Genomic DNA, 18,097 nt, shown 5'->3' on the forward strand with positions numbered 1-18,097 from the left:
CCGTGCGAAGGGGATTGTCCAAGCATGGGCCACGCGCCCCCGCGTGATATAGCGACCCCCATGACCAATGCCGTGTTGTTGAACAATCTCGATCACCGCGATCTGCGCGTGATCACTGCCCGTGGCGCCGCCTATGGCGACGACGTGATGTCGGCGGCTACCTTCCCGCAGGAATTCCGCCAGCTGCAGGGCCAGTACCCGATCGTGTTCCATCGCAACGAGAACGGCCGTTTTCAGCCGCTGGCGCTGCTGGGACTGCGGCTGGGCGAGAACCTGTTCCTGGACGGTGCGCGCTGGGACGCGCCATACATTCCGCTGGCGATCCAGCGGCAACCGTTCCTGATCGGCCAGCAGCCGGAAGGGCCGATGGTGCACGTGGACCTGGACAGCCCGCGCGTCAGCACCGATGAAGGCGAGCTGCTGTTTCGCGAACATGGCGGCACCACCGATTTTCTGTATCACATCAGCCAATTGCTGCGCACGCTGCACGATGGGCTGGCGGCCAGCGATGCGTTTGTCGAACGCCTGCTGGGTTACGAGCTGCTGGAGCCGTTCGTGTTCGAAGCCACCCTGGACAACGGCCTGGAATGCCGACTGGCCGGTCTGCACACCGTGCATGAAGAACGCCTGCGCACGCTCGGCAATACCGCCTTGCTGGACCTGCACCGCCACGGCGATCTGGAACCGCTGTACATGGCGGTGGCCTCGATTGCGCAGTTCCGTCACCTGCTTGAACGCCTCAACCGCCGCCATGCCGGCTGAGCCGCGCGCCATCGAAGAACGGCATGGCCTGGATCCGCAGCAACTGGACCCGGCCCTGCTGCGCTCCACCACGCCGCTGGTGCTGCGCGGGCTGGTGCGCGATTGGCCGCTGGCACGCGCCGGTGCCAGCTCTGCACAGGCGGCCGCCGCCTACCTGCGTGGATTCGATCGCGGCGAGGCAGTGGTGGCGCAGGTCGGCCCGCCGGACATCGGCGGGCGCTTCTTCTACAACGCGGACATGACCGGCTTCAATTTCCGCCCCGAGCGCGTGCCGCTGAGCGTGGTGCTGGACACCTTGCTGCGCGGCCTGCACGACGCACAGCCGCCGGCGATCTACGTCGGCTCCACGACGCTGGACACCTACCTGCCCGGCCTGCGCGCGGCCAATCCGATCGCGCTGCCGCAGGCCGAGCCGCTGGCCAGCATCTGGATCGGCAACCGCACCCGTATCGCCGCCCACCAGGACCTGCCCGACAACCTGGCCTGCGTGGTGGCCGGGCGCCGCCGCTTCACGCTGTTTCCGCCGGACCAGCTGGCCAACCTGTATATCGGCCCGCTGGACCTGACCCCGGCCGGCCAGCCGGTCAGCCTGGTGGATATCGCCGCGCCCGACCTGCAGCGCTTTCCGCGCTATGCGCAGGCACTGCAGCACGCGTGCGTTGCCGAGCTGGAGCCGGGCGATGCGCTGTTCATTCCCAGCATGTGGTGGCATCACGTCCAGGCGCTGGAAGGCTTCAACGTGCTGGTCAATTTCTGGTGGCGGCAAAGCCCGGCCTACATGGACTCGCCGATGAACGCGCTGATGCTGTCGCTGCTCACCATTCGCGACCTGCCCGCCGAACAACGCGCCATCTGGCAGGAAGTGTTTCGCCATTACGTGTTCGAACCCGATGAGCGCACCGCCGCGCACGTGCCGGACGTGGCGCGCGGCGTGCTGGCCCCGATGGACGACACCCGTGCGCGCAGCCTGCGCGCGCGCTTGCTGCAACGCTTGAACCGCTGAGGACTGACCCATGGCCCACACCACTTCCCCAGACCCGACGCAGCGCCCGGTGCGTCGGGTCGTCATCGCCGGTGGCGGCACCGCCGGCTGGATGGCCGCCGCCGCGCTGTCCAAGCTGCTGGGCCGGCAGTTGCAGATCACCCTGGTGGAATCGGACGAGATCGGCACGGTGGGCGTGGGCGAAGCCACCATCCCCAGCCTGGTCACCTTCCACCGGCTGCTGGAGATCGACGAGGCCGCGTTCATGGCCGCCACCCAGGCCACCTTCAAGCTCGGCATCGCCTTCGAACATTGGCGCGACGTGGACAGGCACTACATCCACTCCTTCGGCCATACCGGTACCGATCACTGGAGCGCAGGCTTTCATCATTTCTGGTTGAAGGGCCGCCAGCGTGGCGTGGCGCGCGACTTCGGCGACTACTGCCTGGAATTGCGCGCCACCCAGGAAGGGCGGTTCGCGCATTTGCCCAACGGCGGCATGAACTATGCCTACCATCTGGATGCCGGTCTGTACGCGCGCTTCCTGCGTCGCTTCAGCGAAGGCTTCGGGGTGCAGCGCATCGAAGGACGCATCGGCCAGGTCGAGACCGACCCGCACAGCGGTTTCCTCACCGCGCTGACACTGGACAACGGCAGCCGCGTGGAAGGCGACCTGTTCATCGACTGCACCGGCTTTGCGGCATTGCTGATCGGCAAGACCCTGGGCGTGGGCAGCGACGACTGGTCGCGCTGGTTGTTTGCCGACAGCGCGCTGGCCGTGCAGACCGAATCGGTAGGCCCGCCGGTGACCTATACGCGGGCGCGGGCCGACCAGGCCGGGTGGATGTGGCGCATTCCGCTGCAGCACCGGGTGGGCAACGGCATCGTGTATTCCAGCCGCTACACCGACCAGGACAGCGCCAGGGCCGTGCTGGAGCGCAACCTGCAGGGACGCGCGCTGACAGAGCCGCGCGCACTGCGCTTCACGCCCAACCAGCGCCAGCGCGTGTGGGAGAAGAACTGCGTGGCGCTGGGGCTGGCCAGCGGCTTCCTGGAGCCGATCGAGTCGACCAACATCCATCTGATCCAGCGCGGCATCGTCCGCTTGTTGCAGACCTTTCCGCAGGTCATCAACGCGGTGGACATCGCCGAATACAACCGCCAGGCCGCCGACGAAATCGCGCACATCCGCGATTTCGTGATCCTGCATTACCACGCCACCGAGCGCCGCGACACGCCGTTCTGGCGCGACTGCGCCGCGATGGACATCCCCGACTCGCTGCGTCACCGGATGGAACTGTTCCGCCAGAGCGGGCGCGTGTTCCACCAGGGCAACGAGTTGTTTGCAGAAAATTCCTGGGTGCAGGTGATGCTGGGCCAGGGCATCGTGCCGCAGCAGCATCACCCGGTGGCCGACCTGATGGGCGATGCGGAGCTGAGCCACTTTCTGGAAAGCATCCGCGAGCGCGTGGACGCGACCGTGGCCAGCCTGCCGCCGCATGCACAGTTCCTGCGTCACCACTGCCCGGCCGTCCCGCTGCCCGACCCTGCCGCACGCACACCGGCCGATGTAGCCGCCATGGCGGCCCCGGCGGGATGAATTTCGCCTCCTGGCGCTGCAACCCTTCGCTTCCAACGCCCCAGCAATGCTAGATTGCGGCACTGCCGTCCATTGCGGGAACAATGGCCGGCGCTCGCCGCAGCAACGTAATCTTTCGCACTCGGGGTAAGGGGGACGCATGTTGGATCTGACACAGGGCCGTATGGCACGCCGGATCGCGCCGGTCATTTTGCTGGTGGGCCTGGCCGCCTGCTCCAAGCAGGAAGACAAGGCCGCCACCACCGCGCCAGCCACCGGCGCCACGCCGGCCGCACCGGCTGCGGCAGCAACGCCGGCCACCGCAGTCTCGCCGCAGGTGCAGTCGATGGCCGCCGACCAGTTGCGCGCATCGGCCACCAAGGCGCTGCAGGACAACCGCATGTACGCGCCGGCCGGCGACAACGCGGTGGAGTACTACCTGGCCTTGCGCGAAAAGCAGCCGCAGGACGCCACCGTCAACAGCGCGCTGACCGACCTGCTGCCCTACACGCTGATCGCCGCCGAACAGGGCATCAGCCGCGAGGAATTCCCCGAAGCGCAGCGGCTGATCGCACTGATCGAAAAGGTCGACCCCAAGGCCCCGGCACTGCCGCGCCTGAAGAGCGGCCTGGACACGGCCATGAAGACCGCCGCCAACCGCTCCGAGCAGGATGCCGAGCAGGCCAAGAAGCTGGTCGAGGACAAGGCCAAGCAGGCTGCCGAGCAGAAGCGCCTGGCCGAACAGCAGACCCGCGAGGCCGCCGCTGCCCAGCAGATTGCCGCCCAGCAGGAAGCCGCCCGCCAGCAGACCGCCGACGCCGAGCGCCAGGCCGCTGCGCGCCATCAGGCCGAGGCCCCGGCACCCGCACCGGCGGCGCCACGTCCGGCCCCGGCAGCCGCCGCGGCCGCCGCACCGGCCGCGCAGTCGCTGCGTCCGATCAGTACCCCGGCACCGCGCTACCCGCCCGAGGCCCTGCGCGCCGGCACCTCCGGCGAAGTGCTGGTGGAGATCACCGTCGGCACCGACGGCTCGATCACCGCCTCGCGCGTGCTGCGTGCCAACCCGCCGCGCGTGTTCGACCGCGAAGCGCTCAATGCGGTCAAGCGCTGGCGCTTCGAACCGGTGACCGCACCGGTAACCACGCGGCGTACGCTGTCGTTCAACCCGGGCGGTTGATGGCTGGATCGGCGATGACATAGGAAACGCAAAAGCCCGCAGCGATGCGGGCTTTTGCGTTGTGGCGGTGATGCGTTGTGGAGGCTGCTGCAGCGACACGCTTAGATGGTTGTGCACCTAGGAGCAGCGGTGGTTGCAAGTGCTGCTGAACCTGCACGCAAGGCCGTACCTTCATCCGCCCTTCGGGCACCTTTCCCCGACGGGAGAAGGCACATCACCCAGAAATCGCCAAGCGCTCCTGGTGATACCGGCGCACTGCTGCGTACCACAACACTGCCGCCACCCCGAAACCGGCCAGCAGATACACCGCCCAGGTCTGCGCGTTGATGGTCTCGTGGCGGATCACCTTGAGCAGCATCTGGTTCTGCGCCAGAAACGGCACCGCAAACTGCCATAGCTGGGTCTTCAACGGATACGCCATCAACGCATAACCCGGCAGCATCGGCAGCAGCAACAGCCAGGTCATGTGGGCCTGCGCTTCCTTCATGCTCTTGGCGGCCGCCGCCAGATACGTCAGCAACGAGGTGCCCACAAACAGCATCGGCACCAGGATGAAGAGCATCTGCAACATCGGCACGAAGCCCACGTTGAGCTGGCGTCCCAGATTGGACGAGGACAATTGCGCACTGAGCTTGAAGGCCAGCAAGGTGAGCAGCAACGACACCATGCCGATCACGCAGGCCGCCGCGATCTTGCCGCTGACGATCGCGCTGCGTGGCGCAGGCGTGGCCAGCAACGGCTCAAGCGACTGGCGTTCGCGCTCGCCGGCCGTGGCATCCAGGATCAACGAGGCGCCGCCCAGAAACGAGGTGATCACCAGCAAGACCGGCAGCAGCATCGCCATGACCTGACCACGCTTGGCTTCGGCGGTCGCCAGGTCCTGCGCGGCCACGTCCAGCGGCCGGCCCACCTGCGCATCGATGCCGCGCGCCAGCAACCGCAATGCACCCACCTGCTGGCTATAACCACTCAATGCCGCCTGCAGGCGCATGCTCGGCACGTCGGCCTCGCGGCGCGTGCTGTCCTTGATGACCTCCACCAACGCCGGGCGGCCTTCGCGCCAGTCCTCGGCGTAGCTGTCGCTGATGCGCAGGGCGACGTCCACGTCCTGGTTACGGATGGCGGCAGTCAGGTCTGCAGGTGCATCCACCGCGTTGAGCCCCTGCGCGGCGAGAAACCGCACCAGGTTGGGGGCGTGTTCGCGACCGAGCGTCGGGATGTCCAGCGGCTTGTCGATCTGGGTGCGCACGCGGCTTTCGCTCAAGGCGCCCATGCCGAGAATCAGGATGGGATACAGCAGGGGCGAGAGCAGCAATGCCAGTGCAAGGGTGCGGCGGTCGCGCGAGATGTCGCGCAGTTCCTTGCGCAGCACCGCCCACAGCGTGGCCATCAGGGTGGTCTTGCTCATGCGTGCAGTCCTTCTTCCGAGCCGATCGCCTTGACGAAGGCATCTTCCAGGTTGCTTTCACCGGTGGCAGCGCGCAGTTCGTCGGCGCTGCCGCAGGCCACTACCGTGCCCTTGGCGATGATGACGATGCGATCGCACAGCGCCGCCACCTCCTGCATGATGTGACTGGAGAAGATCACGCAGCGCCCTTCCGCGCGCAGCTGCTGCAGGAAGCCACGCATGGCGCGGGTGGTCATCACGTCCAGGCCGTTGGTGGGTTCGTCCAGGATCACGTTGCGCGGGTCGTGCACCAGCGCGCGTGCAATGGCGGTCTTGGTGCGTTGGCCCTGACTGAAGCCTTCGGTCTGGCGGTCGAGAATGTCGTCCATGTCCAGCGCGGCGGACAACACCTGCGTACGCTGCGCGATCTGCGTGCGCGACAGGCCGTGCAACTCGCCGAAGTAGGCGATGTTTTCGCGGGCGCTCAGCCGTTTGTACACGCCGCGCGCATCCGGCAGCACGCCCAGCGCACGGCGCACCGCAACCGGGTCGTGCGCGGCGTCCACGCCATCGACGGTGACGCGGCCCTGGTCCGGTGACATCAGCGTGTAGAGCATGCGCAAGGTGGTGGTCTTGCCGGCGCCGTTGGGCCCGAGCAGGCCGGTGATCTGCCCATCGGCGGCGCTGAAGCTGACCCCGTCCACCGCGCTCACCAGCCCGGTCTTGGTCTTGAAGGATTTATGCAGGTTCTCGACGACGATCATGCGTGCGCCTCCGTGGCGTGGTCGATGCGGCTCATGGTTCCCATCCGTTGAACGAGGTGAACGCAGGCACGGTGGTGAGGCTGGCCACGCAGGCCGTATCCAGCGCCTTGGCGTCGGTGGTCTGCAGGAACTGGCTCAGCACCTTGGGCATGCACCCCAACCGGAACACGCCGTGCCCCTGCCCTGGCGCGATCACATGGCGGCCATTGGGCAGGCCCTGCAGCACGCGCTGGGCGTAGCGCGGCGGCGTGACCGGATCGAGCTCGCCGGACAGCAGCAGCACCGGCAGCGTCGATTCGAACGGCTTGAAGGCCCCGGCCGGTGCCGGCTTCGACGGCCACACCTTGCATGGCGCGAAGAACATCTCTGCCACGTCGTTGCCCAGCAAGGTGGCGTCCTGGTCACGCGGCGCACGATAGCGGCCGGCGTCTTCGCTGCACAACACCGACCATTGCATCGGGCGATTCATCTGGTCGGACATGTCCGACGCACTCATCTGCGCCAGCGCCATCAGCGAGGCGTAACGGCCTGCCGCCGCCTCGTCCAGCACCAACGGCAGCAACGAGGCGGTTTCCGGTGCATACGAAAACCCGAACGCCAGCCCCACCACCGTATCGGCGGTCACCTGCTCGTGGCGCAGCGCGCCAGTGCGCGGGTCGCGATAGTCCACCGCCACCGGCGCCTGGCGCAGGCGCTCGACCACCTGCCGCAGCTGGGTGCGCGCGTCGACCGTAAAACGTCTGGCACAGGCCGGCGTGGAGGCGCATTGCCTGGCCTGTAGCGCAATCGCATCGTCGAAGGTGCGTGCAAACTCGCCGCCAATCACCAGATCGTTGGGCGCCACACCATCGAGCACCACGCTGCGGGTGTGCTGCGGGTAGCGCATCGCATACTGCTGCGCCACGCGCGTGCCATACGAACCCCCAACCAGGTTGAGCTGCTGCACGCCCAGGGCGGCGCGCACCGCATCCAGGTCGGCAATGGCCTCGGCGGTGGTGAAGTAGCGCGGATCGGCATCGTTGCGCAGGCCGGCCGCGCACTGCCGCGCGTAGTCGGTGAGCTGGCTCACGCTGGCTGCGGCACCGCCTGGCATCTCCAACGGCGTGCCGGCGGCCGTGCGACATTGCAGCGGATGGGAGCCACCGGTGCCGCGCTGATCGACCAGAAAGAGGTCGCGCTGCTTGCGCACCTCACGCAGGCCCATGTCCACGATCGCCGCCACCTGCGTGGCCGACTGCCCGGGCCCGCCGGCAATGAAGAACACCGGGTCCGGCGCGCTGCCGGCGCCAGCATCGCTTTCCAGCCAGGCGATCTTCAAGGCGATGCTGCGCCCGCTCGGCGCGGCTGGATTTTCGGGCACGCGCAGGCTTGCGCATTGCGCTTCGATGTTGCCGGCGGCGCTGCCGGAGCTCAGCGTGCAGGGTGCGAACTGCAGGCTGCCATACCGATTGCCCGCCGCATTGCCTGTCTGCGTGCTTGCAGCGCGCGGCTGCGCGGTGCCCGGCGCCACTGCACCGGTCTGCCCGTCGGCAGGCGCGTGTGCGCGCTGACAGCCGCTCGCGAGCATCGCGATCAGCGCTGCCGCCACCACTGTGGATTGCTTGACCATACTCACCCTATCTCCTGGTAGTCCCTGTCCCCTGACGTTGCATGCGCTCATGCGTGACCGCAGCAACTACTGCCCGTCTTCGTAAAGAAAAACGTGCTCGATCGATTCCCCGAACAACCGTGCAATCCGAAACGCCAACGGCAGGCTGGGATCGTACTTGCCGGTTTCCAGCGCATTGATCGTTTGCCGCGACACGCCCAACCGCTCGCCCAGCTCCCCTTGTGACCAGCCATTGGCCTCGCGCAATTCGCGTACGCGGCTAATCATGCAAAACGACGCGCATGGATGCCCTTGGTGATGCCGTAGACCGCGCAGAGCAGCGGGAACACCCATAGCATCCCCGCGCTCGCGGGCACGTCGATCAGACGGGCGGCCTGCAAAAACCCGGCGGTCATGTATGCACCGCTGACCAGGCCGGCGGCCATGGCGATCGCTTCCAGCTCGATACGCCGTTGCATCTCGTCCGAATCACGTACGTAACGCGCCACCGCGCGGATCACCAGCATGACCAGCACCGCCGGCAGCAAGGCGATCAGCACCCGCGCCCAGTCCGGATTCACCTGTGCAAGCAGATAGCGCCAGAACAGCATCACCACCACGTACGCCACCATCGGCACGCCGAATTCGCGGCGATAGCGGCGCGCCAACACCGGGCGGGTGCTGTCGCGCATATCGCCGCGTGCCAGCCACAGCGGCAAGGACAGCAGGATGCACGATCCACCGATGCCGGCGCTGAGCCCGGCAAGGTAACTGCTCAACGGCAGCACCTGCCACAGACCAAGCAGCCCGACGCCGAGCAGGGCCAGTCCCAGGCAGAACACGCGCAGCGCAGTGCGTTTGCAGCGGGTCATGCGCATGGCCTCTGCACCATCGTCGCCCGCCACGGCAGGCCATCGCACGCGCGCATGCCAGCAGCCGTCCGAGCCAGTGCCGGCAACGCGTGGTGTCGCAGACATTCCATGTGCGCGTGCTGCCGCTGCATCCCGTTCGCCCTGTCAAGTACGCTTGACAGGCACGATGCGCCTGCCGGATTCGCCTGTCAAGCACCCTTTACACCCTAAGCCGGGCGCATCCGTCCCGCGGCCGCTGCTCGCGGGAACGTGTTGCGCGCAACTGCAGTGCAACGCCCCACCTGCGTTAGGCTGCATGCCCAACCTTCAACGGAAGCGACGATGCGGTTACCTGTTTTGTTGGTGGCGGTCCTGGGCTGCGTGGCGACCTCTGCACTGGCGCAGGGCACCGCGCCGCGCACGATCCAGCTGGATCTGGCCACGGCCGGCGCGCCGATGGATCGTTTCTATGACCTGTCGGTCGGCTCGGATTTCCCCGGCACGCTGATTCGCAGCGACACCCAGGCGCATCTGGTGCCGGCGGTGCAGGAGCTGGGCTTTCGCTACATCCGCTTCCATGATGTCTTCCACGACGCGCTCGGCACGGTGAAGGAGATCGACGGCAAGCTCGTCTACGACTGGACCAAGCTGGACCAGCTCTACGACGCGCTGCTGGCCAAGCGCATCCGCCCGTTCGTCGAACTGGGCTTCACCCCGAGCGCGATGAAGACCTCCGAGCAGACGTTGTTCTACTGGAAGGGCAATACCTCGCATCCGGACCCCGCCAAGTGGACGCAGTTGATCGATGCGTATGTGCGCCACATCCGTGCGCGCTACGGCGCCGACGAAGTGCGCCAGTGGTACTTCGAGGTGTGGAACGAACCCAACCTCAAGGATTTCTGGGAAAACGCCGATCAGCAGGCCTATTTCGACCTGTATGCCAACACCGCGCGCACCATCAAGGCGATCGACCCGAAGCTGCGCGTCGGCGGCCCGTCCACCGCCGGTGCGGACTGGGTCCCGGAGCTGCTGGCCTTCGTGGCGGAAAGCAAGCTACCGATCGATTTCGTGACCACGCATACCTACGGCGTGGATGGCGGCTTTCTGGATGAAGACGGCAAGCAGGACGTCAAACTGTCGGCATCCCCGGATGCCATCGTTGGCGATGTGCGTCGCGTCCACGCACAGATCAAGGCATCGCCGTATCCCGACTTGCCGCTGTACTTCACCGAGTGGAGCAGCAGCTACACGCCGCGCGATTACGTGCACGACAGCTACATCAACGCGCCCTACGTCCTGACCAAGCTCAAGCAGGTCAAGGGCCTGGTGCAGGGCATGAGCTACTGGACCTATACCGATCTGTTCGAGGAACCCGGCCCGCCGCCCACGCCGTTCCATGGTGGGTTCGGGCTGATGAATCGCGAAGGCATCCGCAAGCCGGCCTGGTTCGCCTACAAGTACTTGAATGCGCTCAAGGGCCGCGAGATTCCGCTCGCCGATGTACATGCCTTGGCCGCGGTGGACGGCAAGCGTCTCGCTGCGTTGGTGTGGGACTGGCAGCAGCCGGTGCAGGCGGTGAGCAATACGCCGTTTTATACCAAGCAGGTGCCAGCCACCGACAGCGCACCGCTGCAGCTGCGCATGACCCATGTGCCTGCCGGCAACTACACCTTGCAGGTGCGCAAGACCGGCTACCGGCGCAACGACCCGCTGTCGCTGTACATCGACATGGGCCTGCCCAAGGCGTTGAACGCCAAGCAGCTGACCCAGCTGCAGCAGGCCACGCGCGATACGCCCGAGCAGGACAAGCCCGTGCGCGTGGGGGCCGATGGCGTGCTGGACGTCAGCGTACCGATGCGCAGCAACGACGTCGTGCTGGTGACGTTGGAACCGCGCTGAGCGTCAGGCACAGCGGCGATCGGCAACCGCACGCAATGTGTCCACCGCAGCTGCGCGGTGACGCGTTGCGATTGGACACAGCGCCGCGGCCGGCACGCCCGGCGTCACAGCGTCACCGCACCCTGATCAGCTCAGACAATCACTTCAGATAGGTCTTGAGGATGGCCGCGACGTCGTCGACGGCCTGTTCGCGGTCGCCCGGCGCATCCGGCGCAGCCACGTGATGCTTCAGGTGCTCACTGAGCAGCGCGACCATCAAGCCCTGCGCTGCACCGCGAAAGGCAGCCACCTGGGTCAGCAGCGCGGTGCAGTCCACGTCCTGCGCCAATGCCTTTTCCAGCCCTTCGACCTGCCCGCGGATTCTGCGCACGCGTGCGAGCAGCTTGGATTTGTCGTGATTCAGATGTGCCACTGGCTATACCCCATGGGGGTATCTGAGATACCCTGCGGGGGTATCGTAGCCAGAGCTCCTGCCGATGTCGATCACGCACGTCGCACCTCACTGCGCGCAGTCGCACAGCTTCGCCAGCGCCAACCCGCTGGCCGAGCGCAGCACCCGCAAGGCCGTGGTCCTGACCGTCGTCATGATGGTGGTGGAGATCGTGGGCGGCTGGGCGCTCAATTCGATGGCCCTGCTCGCCGATGGCTGGCATATGAGCTCGCATGCGCTTGCGCTGGGCCTGGCATTGTTTGCCTACCGGTTCGCGCGCCGCCATGCCGGCAATGCGCGCTTCACCTTCGGCACCTGGAAGGTCGAGGTGCTGGGCGGCTACAGCAGCGCGATGCTGCTGCTGGGCGTGGCCGGCCTGATGGCCTTCCAGTCGGTGGAGCGGCTGTTCTCGCCCCAGCCCATCCACTACCAGGAAGCCACCGTCATCGCGGTGATCGGCCTGCTGGGCAATCTGGTCTGCGCCTGGTGGTTGCGCGATTCGCATGGCCACGCCCATGGGCATGATCATGGTCACGGGCATGAGCACGCACACCATGGTCATGATCATCGCCATGAAGGCCATGCCGATCTGAACCTGCGTGCGGCCTATCTGCACGTGGTGGCCGATGCGGCCACGTCGGTGCTGGCCATCGTGGCCCTGGTGGCCGGCATGCAGTGGGGCGTCAGGTGGCTGGACCCCATCATGGGCATCGTCGGCGCGGTGCTGGTGACCGTCTGGGCATGGGGCCTGCTGCGCAGTACCGGCCGGGTGCTGCTGGACGCGGAAATGGACGCGCCGGTGGTGGCGGAAGTGAAGCAGGTCATCGCCGAACTGCCGCATGCCATCGACATCACCGACCTGCATGTCTGGCGCGTCGGCAGCGAGCGCTATGCCTGCATGCTGAGCCTAGTGACCGAGGCACCGATCGATGCAGACCAGGTGCGCACGGCGCTGCAGGTTCACCAGGAGCTGGTGCACGTCACCGTCGAGTTGCTACGCCCGGCGCAGCTCGCCGCTTCGTCATAAGGCCACAGGACTTCCGGGTGGCGCGGGACAGGCGCCAGTCACCACGCCAGGCGACAGCGCCAGTGCGTGGAAGCTGACGCCTGTGCTCAGGTTTTCGGCGGCGTGGAGCTGACGTACTTTTCGCGACGGATCTGCGCGTTCGGCAGACCGGCGGTCTTGAGGGCCTCGGCGCAGCTGTCCACCATGTCCGGGTTGCCGCACAGGTAGGCAATATCGGTCTGCGCATCAGGGGCGACTTCGGCCAGATGCTGCTGCACATAGCCATGCCGCACATCGGCATGCGGCTGGGCGGGCAACTCGCGCGAGAAGCACGGCACGTAGCGGAACTGCGGATGCGCATCGGCAAAGGCGCGGAAATCATCCCCATACAACAGCTCGGCCGGCGTGCGCGCGCCCTGCAGCAGCACCACCTGCACGCCGCGGGTGGTCATCGCCTCGGCCAACAACGGCAGCATCGAGCGGTACGGGGTGACACCGGTGCCGGTAGCGATCAGTACATAGCGCCGGTTGTGGTCGCCCGGCTGCAGGCAGAAGCGGCCGTAGGGCCCGCTGGCCTGCAGCTGGTCGCCGATCTGCAGGCCTTCGAACAGGGCCGTGGCCGAGCCGCCCGGCACGAAGCTCACTGCGATATCCACTGCCTCGCCCGGTCCCAACGCATGGTCGTGGATGGTCGCCAGCGAATAGCTGCGCTTGGTTGCGGTGCCGTCGACGTTGTCGAAGTGGATCTGGATGAACTGCCCGGGCTGGAAATCCAGCGGCTGCCCGTCGTCACGCAGAAACTGGCAGTGGGCCACGGTGGGCGCAATCATGCGCCGGTCGACAAGCTTGAGGGGGAATTGAACGGGCACGAACGTATTTGGGACAGTCTGTGATCGGGGCGATCCCCCGCGGGCTTCTATAATAACGGGCTGCAACTCGCTGCGCCGTCACCCTGGCGCGAAGGACCCGGCTTGAATTCCCCATCTTCCAATGCGCCCGCCCTGCGCGTGTGCGATCTGCGCAAGACCTACGACAACGGCACCCAGGCGCTCAAGGGCGTGTCGCTGGACGTGGCACCGGGCGATTTCTTCGCCCTGCTCGGCCCCAACGGCGCCGGTAAATCCACCCTGATCGGCATCATCAGCTCGCTGGTGAACCTGTCCGGCGGGCAGGTGGAAGTGTTCGGCACCGACCTGGTCGCCCATCGCAGCGAAGCGATGCGCCTGATCGGCCTGGTGCCGCAGGAAATCAACTTCAACCTGTTCGAAAAGCCCTTCGACATCCTGGTCAACTACGCCGGTTTCTACGGCATGCCGCGCAGCGAGGCCGAGGCGCTGGCCGAAGTGGAACTGCGCCGCGCACATCTGTGGGAAAAGGCCCAGGTGATGAGCCGCACGCTCTCCGGCGGCATGAAGCGCCGGCTGATGATCGCCCGCGCCATGATGACCCAACCGCGCCTGCTGATCCTGGACGAGCCCACCGCCGGTGTGGACATTGAGATCCGCCGTGACATGTGGCGCGTGCTCAAGGACATCAACGCCGCCGGCACCACGATCATCCTGACCACGCATTACCTGGAAGAAGCCGAGCACCTGTGCCGCAACCTGGCCATCATCAACCACGGCCAGATCGTCACCCAGGGGCCGATGCGCGAGCTGCTGGCCAAGCTCGACGTGGAAGGCTTCCTGTTCGATATCGACGGTGACCTGCCCGCGCAGCTGCCGGCGATCGAAGGCACCACGCTCACCGCCATCGACGGCCATACGCTGGATCTGGACATGCCGCGCGCCATGGACCTCAACCGCGTGTTCGCCGCGCTGGGCGATGCCGGCATCCGGGTGCGCTCGATGCGCACCAAGAGCAACCGGCTGGAAGAATTGTTCGTTCGCCTGACCGGGCCCGGCGAGACCCTCGCCGCCCCGGCCCCTGCCGCAGCGGCGCCCGCGCGCCCGGCAGGTCACCCATGAGTCCCTCGGAGCCGTCGATGTCCGCCACGCCTGCCACACCCCGCCAACGCAACTGGATTGCGCTGGGCACCATCGTGCGCCGCGAAGTGCAGCGCATCCTGCGCATCTGGGGCCAGACCCTGGTGCCGCCGGCCATCACCATGACGTTGTACTTCTTGATCTTCGGCGGGCTGATCGGCTCGCGCGTCGGCGACATGGGCGGCTACAGCTACATGCAGTTCATCGTGCCGGGCCTGGTGATGATGAGCGTGATCCAGAACAGCTATGGCAACATTTCCTCCAGCTTCTTCGGCGCCAAGTTCGGCCGTCATGTGGAAGAACTGCTGGTCAGCCCGATGCCCAACTGGGTGATCCTGTGGGGCTATGTTTCCGGCGCGGTGTTGCGCGGGGTGATGGTCGGGGCAATCGTGCTGATCATCGCGATGTTCTTCACCCCGGTGCGCATCCCGCATCCGTTCGTCACGCTGACCACCGTGCTTCTGGGCGCGATCATTTTTTCGCTGGCCGGCTTCGTCAACGCGGTCTATGCCAAGAAGTTTGACGACGTGGCGATCGTACCCACCTTCATCCTGACCCCGCTGACCTACCTGGGCGGCGTGTTCTATTCGGTCAAACTGCTGCCCGGCTGGGCCGAAGCGGCCACCCACGCCAACCCGATCTTCTACATGGTCAACGCGTTCCGCTACGGCCTGCTCGGCAGCTCGGACGTACCGATCTGGGTCGCCTACGCGCTGATGCTGGGCTTTGTGGCGGTGCTCAGCGCGCTGGCGCTGTGGCTGCTGCGGCGCGGTGTGGGGCTGCGGAGTTGATGGCCATGCGCATTCTCATCCTGGGCGCCGGCGGCACCGGCGGTTATTTCGGCGGGCGCCTGGCGCAGGGCGGTGTCGATGTCACCTTCTTGGTGCGCGATGCGCGCGCCGCGCAGCTGCAGGCCGAAGGCCTGCGCATTCGCAGCCCGCTGGGCGATGCGCAGCTGCCGGTGGCGCATGTCACCGCGCAGGACTTGCCGGCCCTGGTGGCGCAGCGGCCGTTCGATCTGGTGATCCTCAGCTGCAAGGCCTATGACCTGGACAGCGCGATCGAAGCGATTGCGCCGGCGGTGGGCGAGCACACCACGGTATTGCCCATCCTCAACGGCCTGCGGCATTACGCGGCGCTGGACGAACGCTTCGGCGCGGCGCGGGTGCTGGGCGGGCTGTGCTTCATCAGCGCCACCAAGGGCGAGCATGGCGAGATCCTGCACCTGGGCAAACCGGCGTCGCTGACCTTCGGCGAGCGCGATGGCAGCGCGGAGTCGGCGCGCGTGCAGGCGTTTGCGGCCGCGTGCACGCAGGCAGGTATCGACCATGTGGTCAGCGCGCAGATCGCGCAGGAGCAGTGGATCAAGTACAGCTTTCTCACCGCGCTGGCGGCGGCCACCTGCCTGATGCGCGCCCCGGTCGGGGCGATCGTCGCCACTGACGATGGGCGCGCCGTGATCAACGGCCTGTACAACGAATGCCTGTGGGCGGCCGACGCGGCCGGGCAGTCGATTCCGGAAGCTGCGCGCGCCAAGGCGCTGCAGACCCTGTTGCAGGTGGACTCCCCGCTCAAGGCCTCGATGCTGCGCGACCTGGAAGCCGGCCAGGACGTGGAAGCGGCGCAGATCGTCGGCGACATGCTCAAGCGCGTGCGCGAAACCGGTCGCAATGCACCGCTGCTGATGGCCGCCAACGTGCATCTGCAGGCATATCAGGTGTTGCGGCATGGTTGATGGTTGATGACCGGTGACTGTGCTGGGCCGGTGAGCTGCCTCCCCCATCCGCCCTTCGGGCACCTTCCCCCGCAGGCGGGAGAAGGGAAGGGTCATCAGCGCTGCAGCAGTGGACGTATCACTTGCCCCCCTGCACCTAGCCCGTCCCTTCTCCCGCATGCGGGAGAAGGTGGCGCCAAGCGCCGGATGAGGGCACTCCGGATGAGGCCGGCCAGTTGGGCGCAGCCTTCATGCCTGTCATGAAACTGCTCAGCCACCTGTGCTGGTCACTTCGCAATCCTGTCGGTCATCGTTCGGCGACATGCTCAGGCGCGTGCGCGAAACCGGTCGCAACGCACCGCCGCTGATGGCCACCAATGTGCATCTGCAGCCGTATCAGGTGGTGCGGCATGGTTGATGGTTGAGGACCAGTGACTGTGCAGGGCCTGCGAGCTGTCTCCCCCATCCGCCCTTCGGGCACCTTCCCCCGCAGGCGGGAGAAGGGAAAGATCGTCAGCGCTGCAGCAGTGGACGTATCACTTGCCCCCTGCACCTACCCCGTCCCTTCTCCCGCCTGCGGGAGAAGGTGGCGCGAAGCGCCGGATGAGGGCACTCCGGATGAAGCCGGCCAATTGGACGCAGCCTTCGCGCGGCCGCGACGTCGGGCCCATGATGCTCTGCATCCCTTCCCTGTCGCGCCTGCCATGAAACTGCTCAGCCACCTGTTCCGTGCCGGTCACTTCGTGATCCTGGCGTTCTTCGTGCTGTGCGCGGCGGGCCTGGTGACTATGGCCGGGCTGGAGTTGTGGCATGGCTTTACCCCGGGCGGCGACATGGTGGTGCGCGACCGCTTCAATGTCGTGCTGGAAGCGGTCGGCCTGCTGACGGTAGCGCTGGTGACGCTGGAACTGGGGCAGACCATCTTCGAAGAAGAGATCCTGCGCGACGTCAAGGTCAGCGGGCCCACGCGCGTGCGGCGTTACCTGTCGCGTTTCTTCGTGGTGATCGTGATCGCGCTGGCAATCGAGACGCTGGTGTCCATCTTCGAGCTGATGCACGCCGACCCGGCCAAGCTGCCATACGCCGCAGCGGTTGGCTCATGCGCGGCCTTGCTGCTGATCGCCTGGGGCGTGTTCGTCAAACTCAATCGCAGCGCCGAAGAACTGGAACCGGAGGCGATGGAAGAGACCAAGCGCGAGGATCGCGAGGTACAGGAGTAAGCGCAGCGGACTAATCGAGCGGCCGGTCGCCAGAAGAGGCACGCACGTTGCGATGCAAACGCAGTGGACGCGCGGCACTCATTCGTTCCGGCATTGCCGGCGCTTCTCAGGAGGCCGCGCAGCCGTCTAGTCGGCCGCTCGTCGCCCGGTCATTCGGCGGCCGACGGCAGCGGGGGTACCGACGTCGGCTTGCCGTCGGCATCCAGCGCGATCATCACGAAGTGCCCGCGCGTGCACAGTTCGCGTGCGCCGCTGAGCAGGTCTTCGGCGATCAGTTCCACTTCCACCTTGATCGAGCTGCGCCCCACCGACACCACGCGTGCAATGGTTTCCACCATCTGGCCCTGGCGGATGGGCAACTTGAAATCCACCTGGTCAGAGCGCGCGGTCACCACCGCGCGCCGCGCATAGCGCGAGGCCGCCAGAAATGCGGCCTTGTCCATCCACGCCAGTGCCTGGCCACCGAACAGCGTGCCCATGTGGTTGGTGTGGTTGGGGAACACGATCTCGGCCATGCGCGCTTCGATCGGCGGGTGGGTCTGCAAGCTGTCTGACATGGTGATGATCCGTTGGGGAAAGCGCTGGTGGCCGACGCCGTGCGTGCCGCGATTGCAGCAGCAGCGACGCTGGAAGGCAGGCCGCTGGACGCAGCGGCGTGCGCGGGAGCGTAGTGAGGTGCTTGCTGACGGGACTGCGGCGTCCTGGAGCAGGTGCGACTGAGCAGGCCATGTCTGGATGCAGAAGCGTGCCATC

Annotated in this window: 18 protein-coding genes and 1 pseudogene; 11 read left to right on the top strand and 8 right to left on the bottom strand. The window is 66.6% G+C overall.

The window, feature by feature from the left end; translation table 11 throughout:
- The first annotated feature begins 60 nt into the window (after positions 1-60).
- The 4 genes from ABQZ09_RS16835 (at position 61) to ABQZ09_RS16850 (ending at position 4,500) form a co-directional block, all read left to right on the top strand.
- Positions 61-762, top strand: coding sequence for a SapC family protein (locus tag ABQZ09_RS16835; RefSeq protein ID WP_039406367.1), 702 nt, complete (start codon positions 61-63; stop codon positions 760-762).
- Entirely contained in the window at positions 752-1,765 is a 1,014-nt protein-coding gene (locus ABQZ09_RS16840; RefSeq protein WP_349777461.1) for a cupin-like domain-containing protein, read from the top strand. Before ABQZ09_RS16835 ends, ABQZ09_RS16840 begins: the two co-directional genes overlap by 11 nt.
- 10 nt (positions 1,766-1,775) lie before the next feature.
- The gene (locus ABQZ09_RS16845; protein WP_166744929.1) at positions 1,776-3,344 is read left to right on the top strand and encodes a tryptophan halogenase family protein; all 1,569 of its coding nucleotides are present in this window, start codon (positions 1,776-1,778) and stop codon (positions 3,342-3,344) included.
- Between the two features lie 139 nt (positions 3,345-3,483).
- Complete coding sequence (locus ABQZ09_RS16850) at positions 3,484-4,500, top strand: energy transducer TonB (RefSeq protein WP_166744930.1); 1,017 nt, start codon at positions 3,484-3,486, stop codon at positions 4,498-4,500.
- Positions 4,501-4,714: 214 nt separating this feature from the next.
- Here ABQZ09_RS16850 and ABQZ09_RS16855 read toward each other — a convergent pair whose 3' ends face one another.
- From ABQZ09_RS16855 to ABQZ09_RS16875, 5 genes are read right to left on the bottom strand one after another with little or no spacing between them, the layout of a single operon-like run.
- Positions 4,715-5,908, bottom strand: a complete 1,194-nt coding sequence (locus tag ABQZ09_RS16855; protein WP_166744931.1) for an ABC transporter permease — start codon at positions 5,906-5,908, stop codon at positions 4,715-4,717.
- Positions 5,905-6,651, bottom strand: coding sequence for an ABC transporter ATP-binding protein (locus ABQZ09_RS16860; protein WP_039406377.1), 747 nt, complete (start codon positions 6,649-6,651; stop codon positions 5,905-5,907). The genes ABQZ09_RS16855 and ABQZ09_RS16860 overlap by 4 nt, the downstream gene beginning before the upstream one ends.
- 31 nt (positions 6,652-6,682) lie before the next feature.
- Positions 6,683-8,266 (bottom strand): alpha/beta hydrolase, encoded by a 1,584-nt coding sequence (locus tag ABQZ09_RS16865; protein WP_349777428.1) that lies wholly within the window; start codon positions 8,264-8,266, stop codon positions 6,683-6,685.
- Between the two features lie 60 nt (positions 8,267-8,326).
- A complete protein-coding gene (locus tag ABQZ09_RS16870; RefSeq protein WP_039406380.1) occupies positions 8,327-8,527 on the bottom strand; it encodes a helix-turn-helix transcriptional regulator in 201 nt (66 codons plus the stop codon).
- Positions 8,524-9,111: a hypothetical protein gene (locus ABQZ09_RS16875; RefSeq protein WP_349777429.1), complete on the bottom strand. Its 588-nt coding sequence runs from the start codon at positions 9,109-9,111 to the stop codon at positions 8,524-8,526. Before ABQZ09_RS16875 ends, ABQZ09_RS16870 begins: the two co-directional genes overlap by 4 nt.
- A gap of 321 nt (positions 9,112-9,432) precedes the next feature.
- Here ABQZ09_RS16875 and ABQZ09_RS16880 point away from each other — a divergent pair, with 321 nt between their 5' ends.
- Entirely contained in the window at positions 9,433-10,989 is a 1,557-nt protein-coding gene (locus ABQZ09_RS16880; RefSeq protein WP_349777430.1) for a GH39 family glycosyl hydrolase, read from the top strand.
- Positions 10,990-11,128: 139 nt separating this feature from the next.
- Here the strand turns inward: ABQZ09_RS16880 and ABQZ09_RS16885 are convergent, their stop codons facing one another.
- Positions 11,129-11,401, bottom strand: a complete 273-nt coding sequence (locus ABQZ09_RS16885) for a metal/formaldehyde-sensitive transcriptional repressor (RefSeq protein WP_104581238.1) — start codon at positions 11,399-11,401, stop codon at positions 11,129-11,131.
- Positions 11,402-11,465: 64 nt separating this feature from the next.
- On the opposite strand from ABQZ09_RS16885, the gene dmeF reads away from it, so the two are divergent.
- On the top strand, positions 11,466-12,446 hold the full coding sequence (gene dmeF / locus ABQZ09_RS16890) for a CDF family Co(II)/Ni(II) efflux transporter DmeF (protein WP_349777431.1): 981 nt from the start codon (positions 11,466-11,468) through the stop codon (positions 12,444-12,446).
- Between the two features lie 86 nt (positions 12,447-12,532).
- On the opposite strand, the gene ABQZ09_RS16895 is transcribed toward dmeF, so the two are convergent.
- A complete protein-coding gene (locus ABQZ09_RS16895) occupies positions 12,533-13,360 on the bottom strand; it encodes a ferredoxin--NADP reductase (RefSeq protein WP_349777432.1) in 828 nt (275 codons plus the stop codon).
- A 36-nt stretch (positions 13,361-13,396) separates the two neighbouring features.
- On the opposite strand from ABQZ09_RS16895, the gene ABQZ09_RS16900 reads away from it, so the two are divergent.
- The 5 genes and pseudogenes from ABQZ09_RS16900 to ABQZ09_RS16920 all read left to right on the top strand — a co-directional run bounded on the left by ABQZ09_RS16900 (position 13,397) and on the right by ABQZ09_RS16920 (position 17,344).
- Positions 13,397-14,392 (top strand): ABC transporter ATP-binding protein, encoded by a 996-nt coding sequence (locus ABQZ09_RS16900; RefSeq protein WP_166744937.1) that lies wholly within the window; start codon positions 13,397-13,399, stop codon positions 14,390-14,392.
- Positions 14,389-15,201: an ABC transporter permease gene (locus ABQZ09_RS16905; protein ID WP_193395421.1), complete on the top strand. Its 813-nt coding sequence runs from the start codon at positions 14,389-14,391 to the stop codon at positions 15,199-15,201. Before ABQZ09_RS16900 ends, ABQZ09_RS16905 begins: the two co-directional genes overlap by 4 nt.
- Complete coding sequence (gene panE / locus ABQZ09_RS16910) at positions 15,201-16,145, top strand: 2-dehydropantoate 2-reductase (RefSeq protein WP_349777433.1); 945 nt, start codon at positions 15,201-15,203, stop codon at positions 16,143-16,145. The genes ABQZ09_RS16905 and panE overlap by 1 nt, the downstream gene beginning before the upstream one ends.
- Before the next feature lie 295 nt (positions 16,146-16,440).
- Positions 16,441-16,542: pseudogene (locus ABQZ09_RS16915) on the top strand (oxidoreductase); the annotation flags it as partial.
- 286 nt (positions 16,543-16,828) lie between these two features.
- The gene (locus ABQZ09_RS16920) at positions 16,829-17,344 is read left to right on the top strand and encodes a hypothetical protein (RefSeq protein WP_010369841.1); all 516 of its coding nucleotides are present in this window, start codon (positions 16,829-16,831) and stop codon (positions 17,342-17,344) included.
- Positions 17,345-17,493: 149 nt separating this feature from the next.
- Here ABQZ09_RS16920 and ABQZ09_RS16925 read toward each other — a convergent pair whose 3' ends face one another.
- On the bottom strand, positions 17,494-17,901 hold the full coding sequence (locus ABQZ09_RS16925; RefSeq protein WP_228313508.1) for an acyl-CoA thioesterase: 408 nt from the start codon (positions 17,899-17,901) through the stop codon (positions 17,494-17,496).
- Positions 17,902-18,097 lie beyond the last annotated feature (196 nt).

The organism is Xanthomonas sp. WHRI 6106 (assembly GCF_040202405.1).
GTDB classification, from domain to species: Bacteria; Pseudomonadota; Gammaproteobacteria; order Xanthomonadales; family Xanthomonadaceae; genus Xanthomonas; species Xanthomonas cannabis.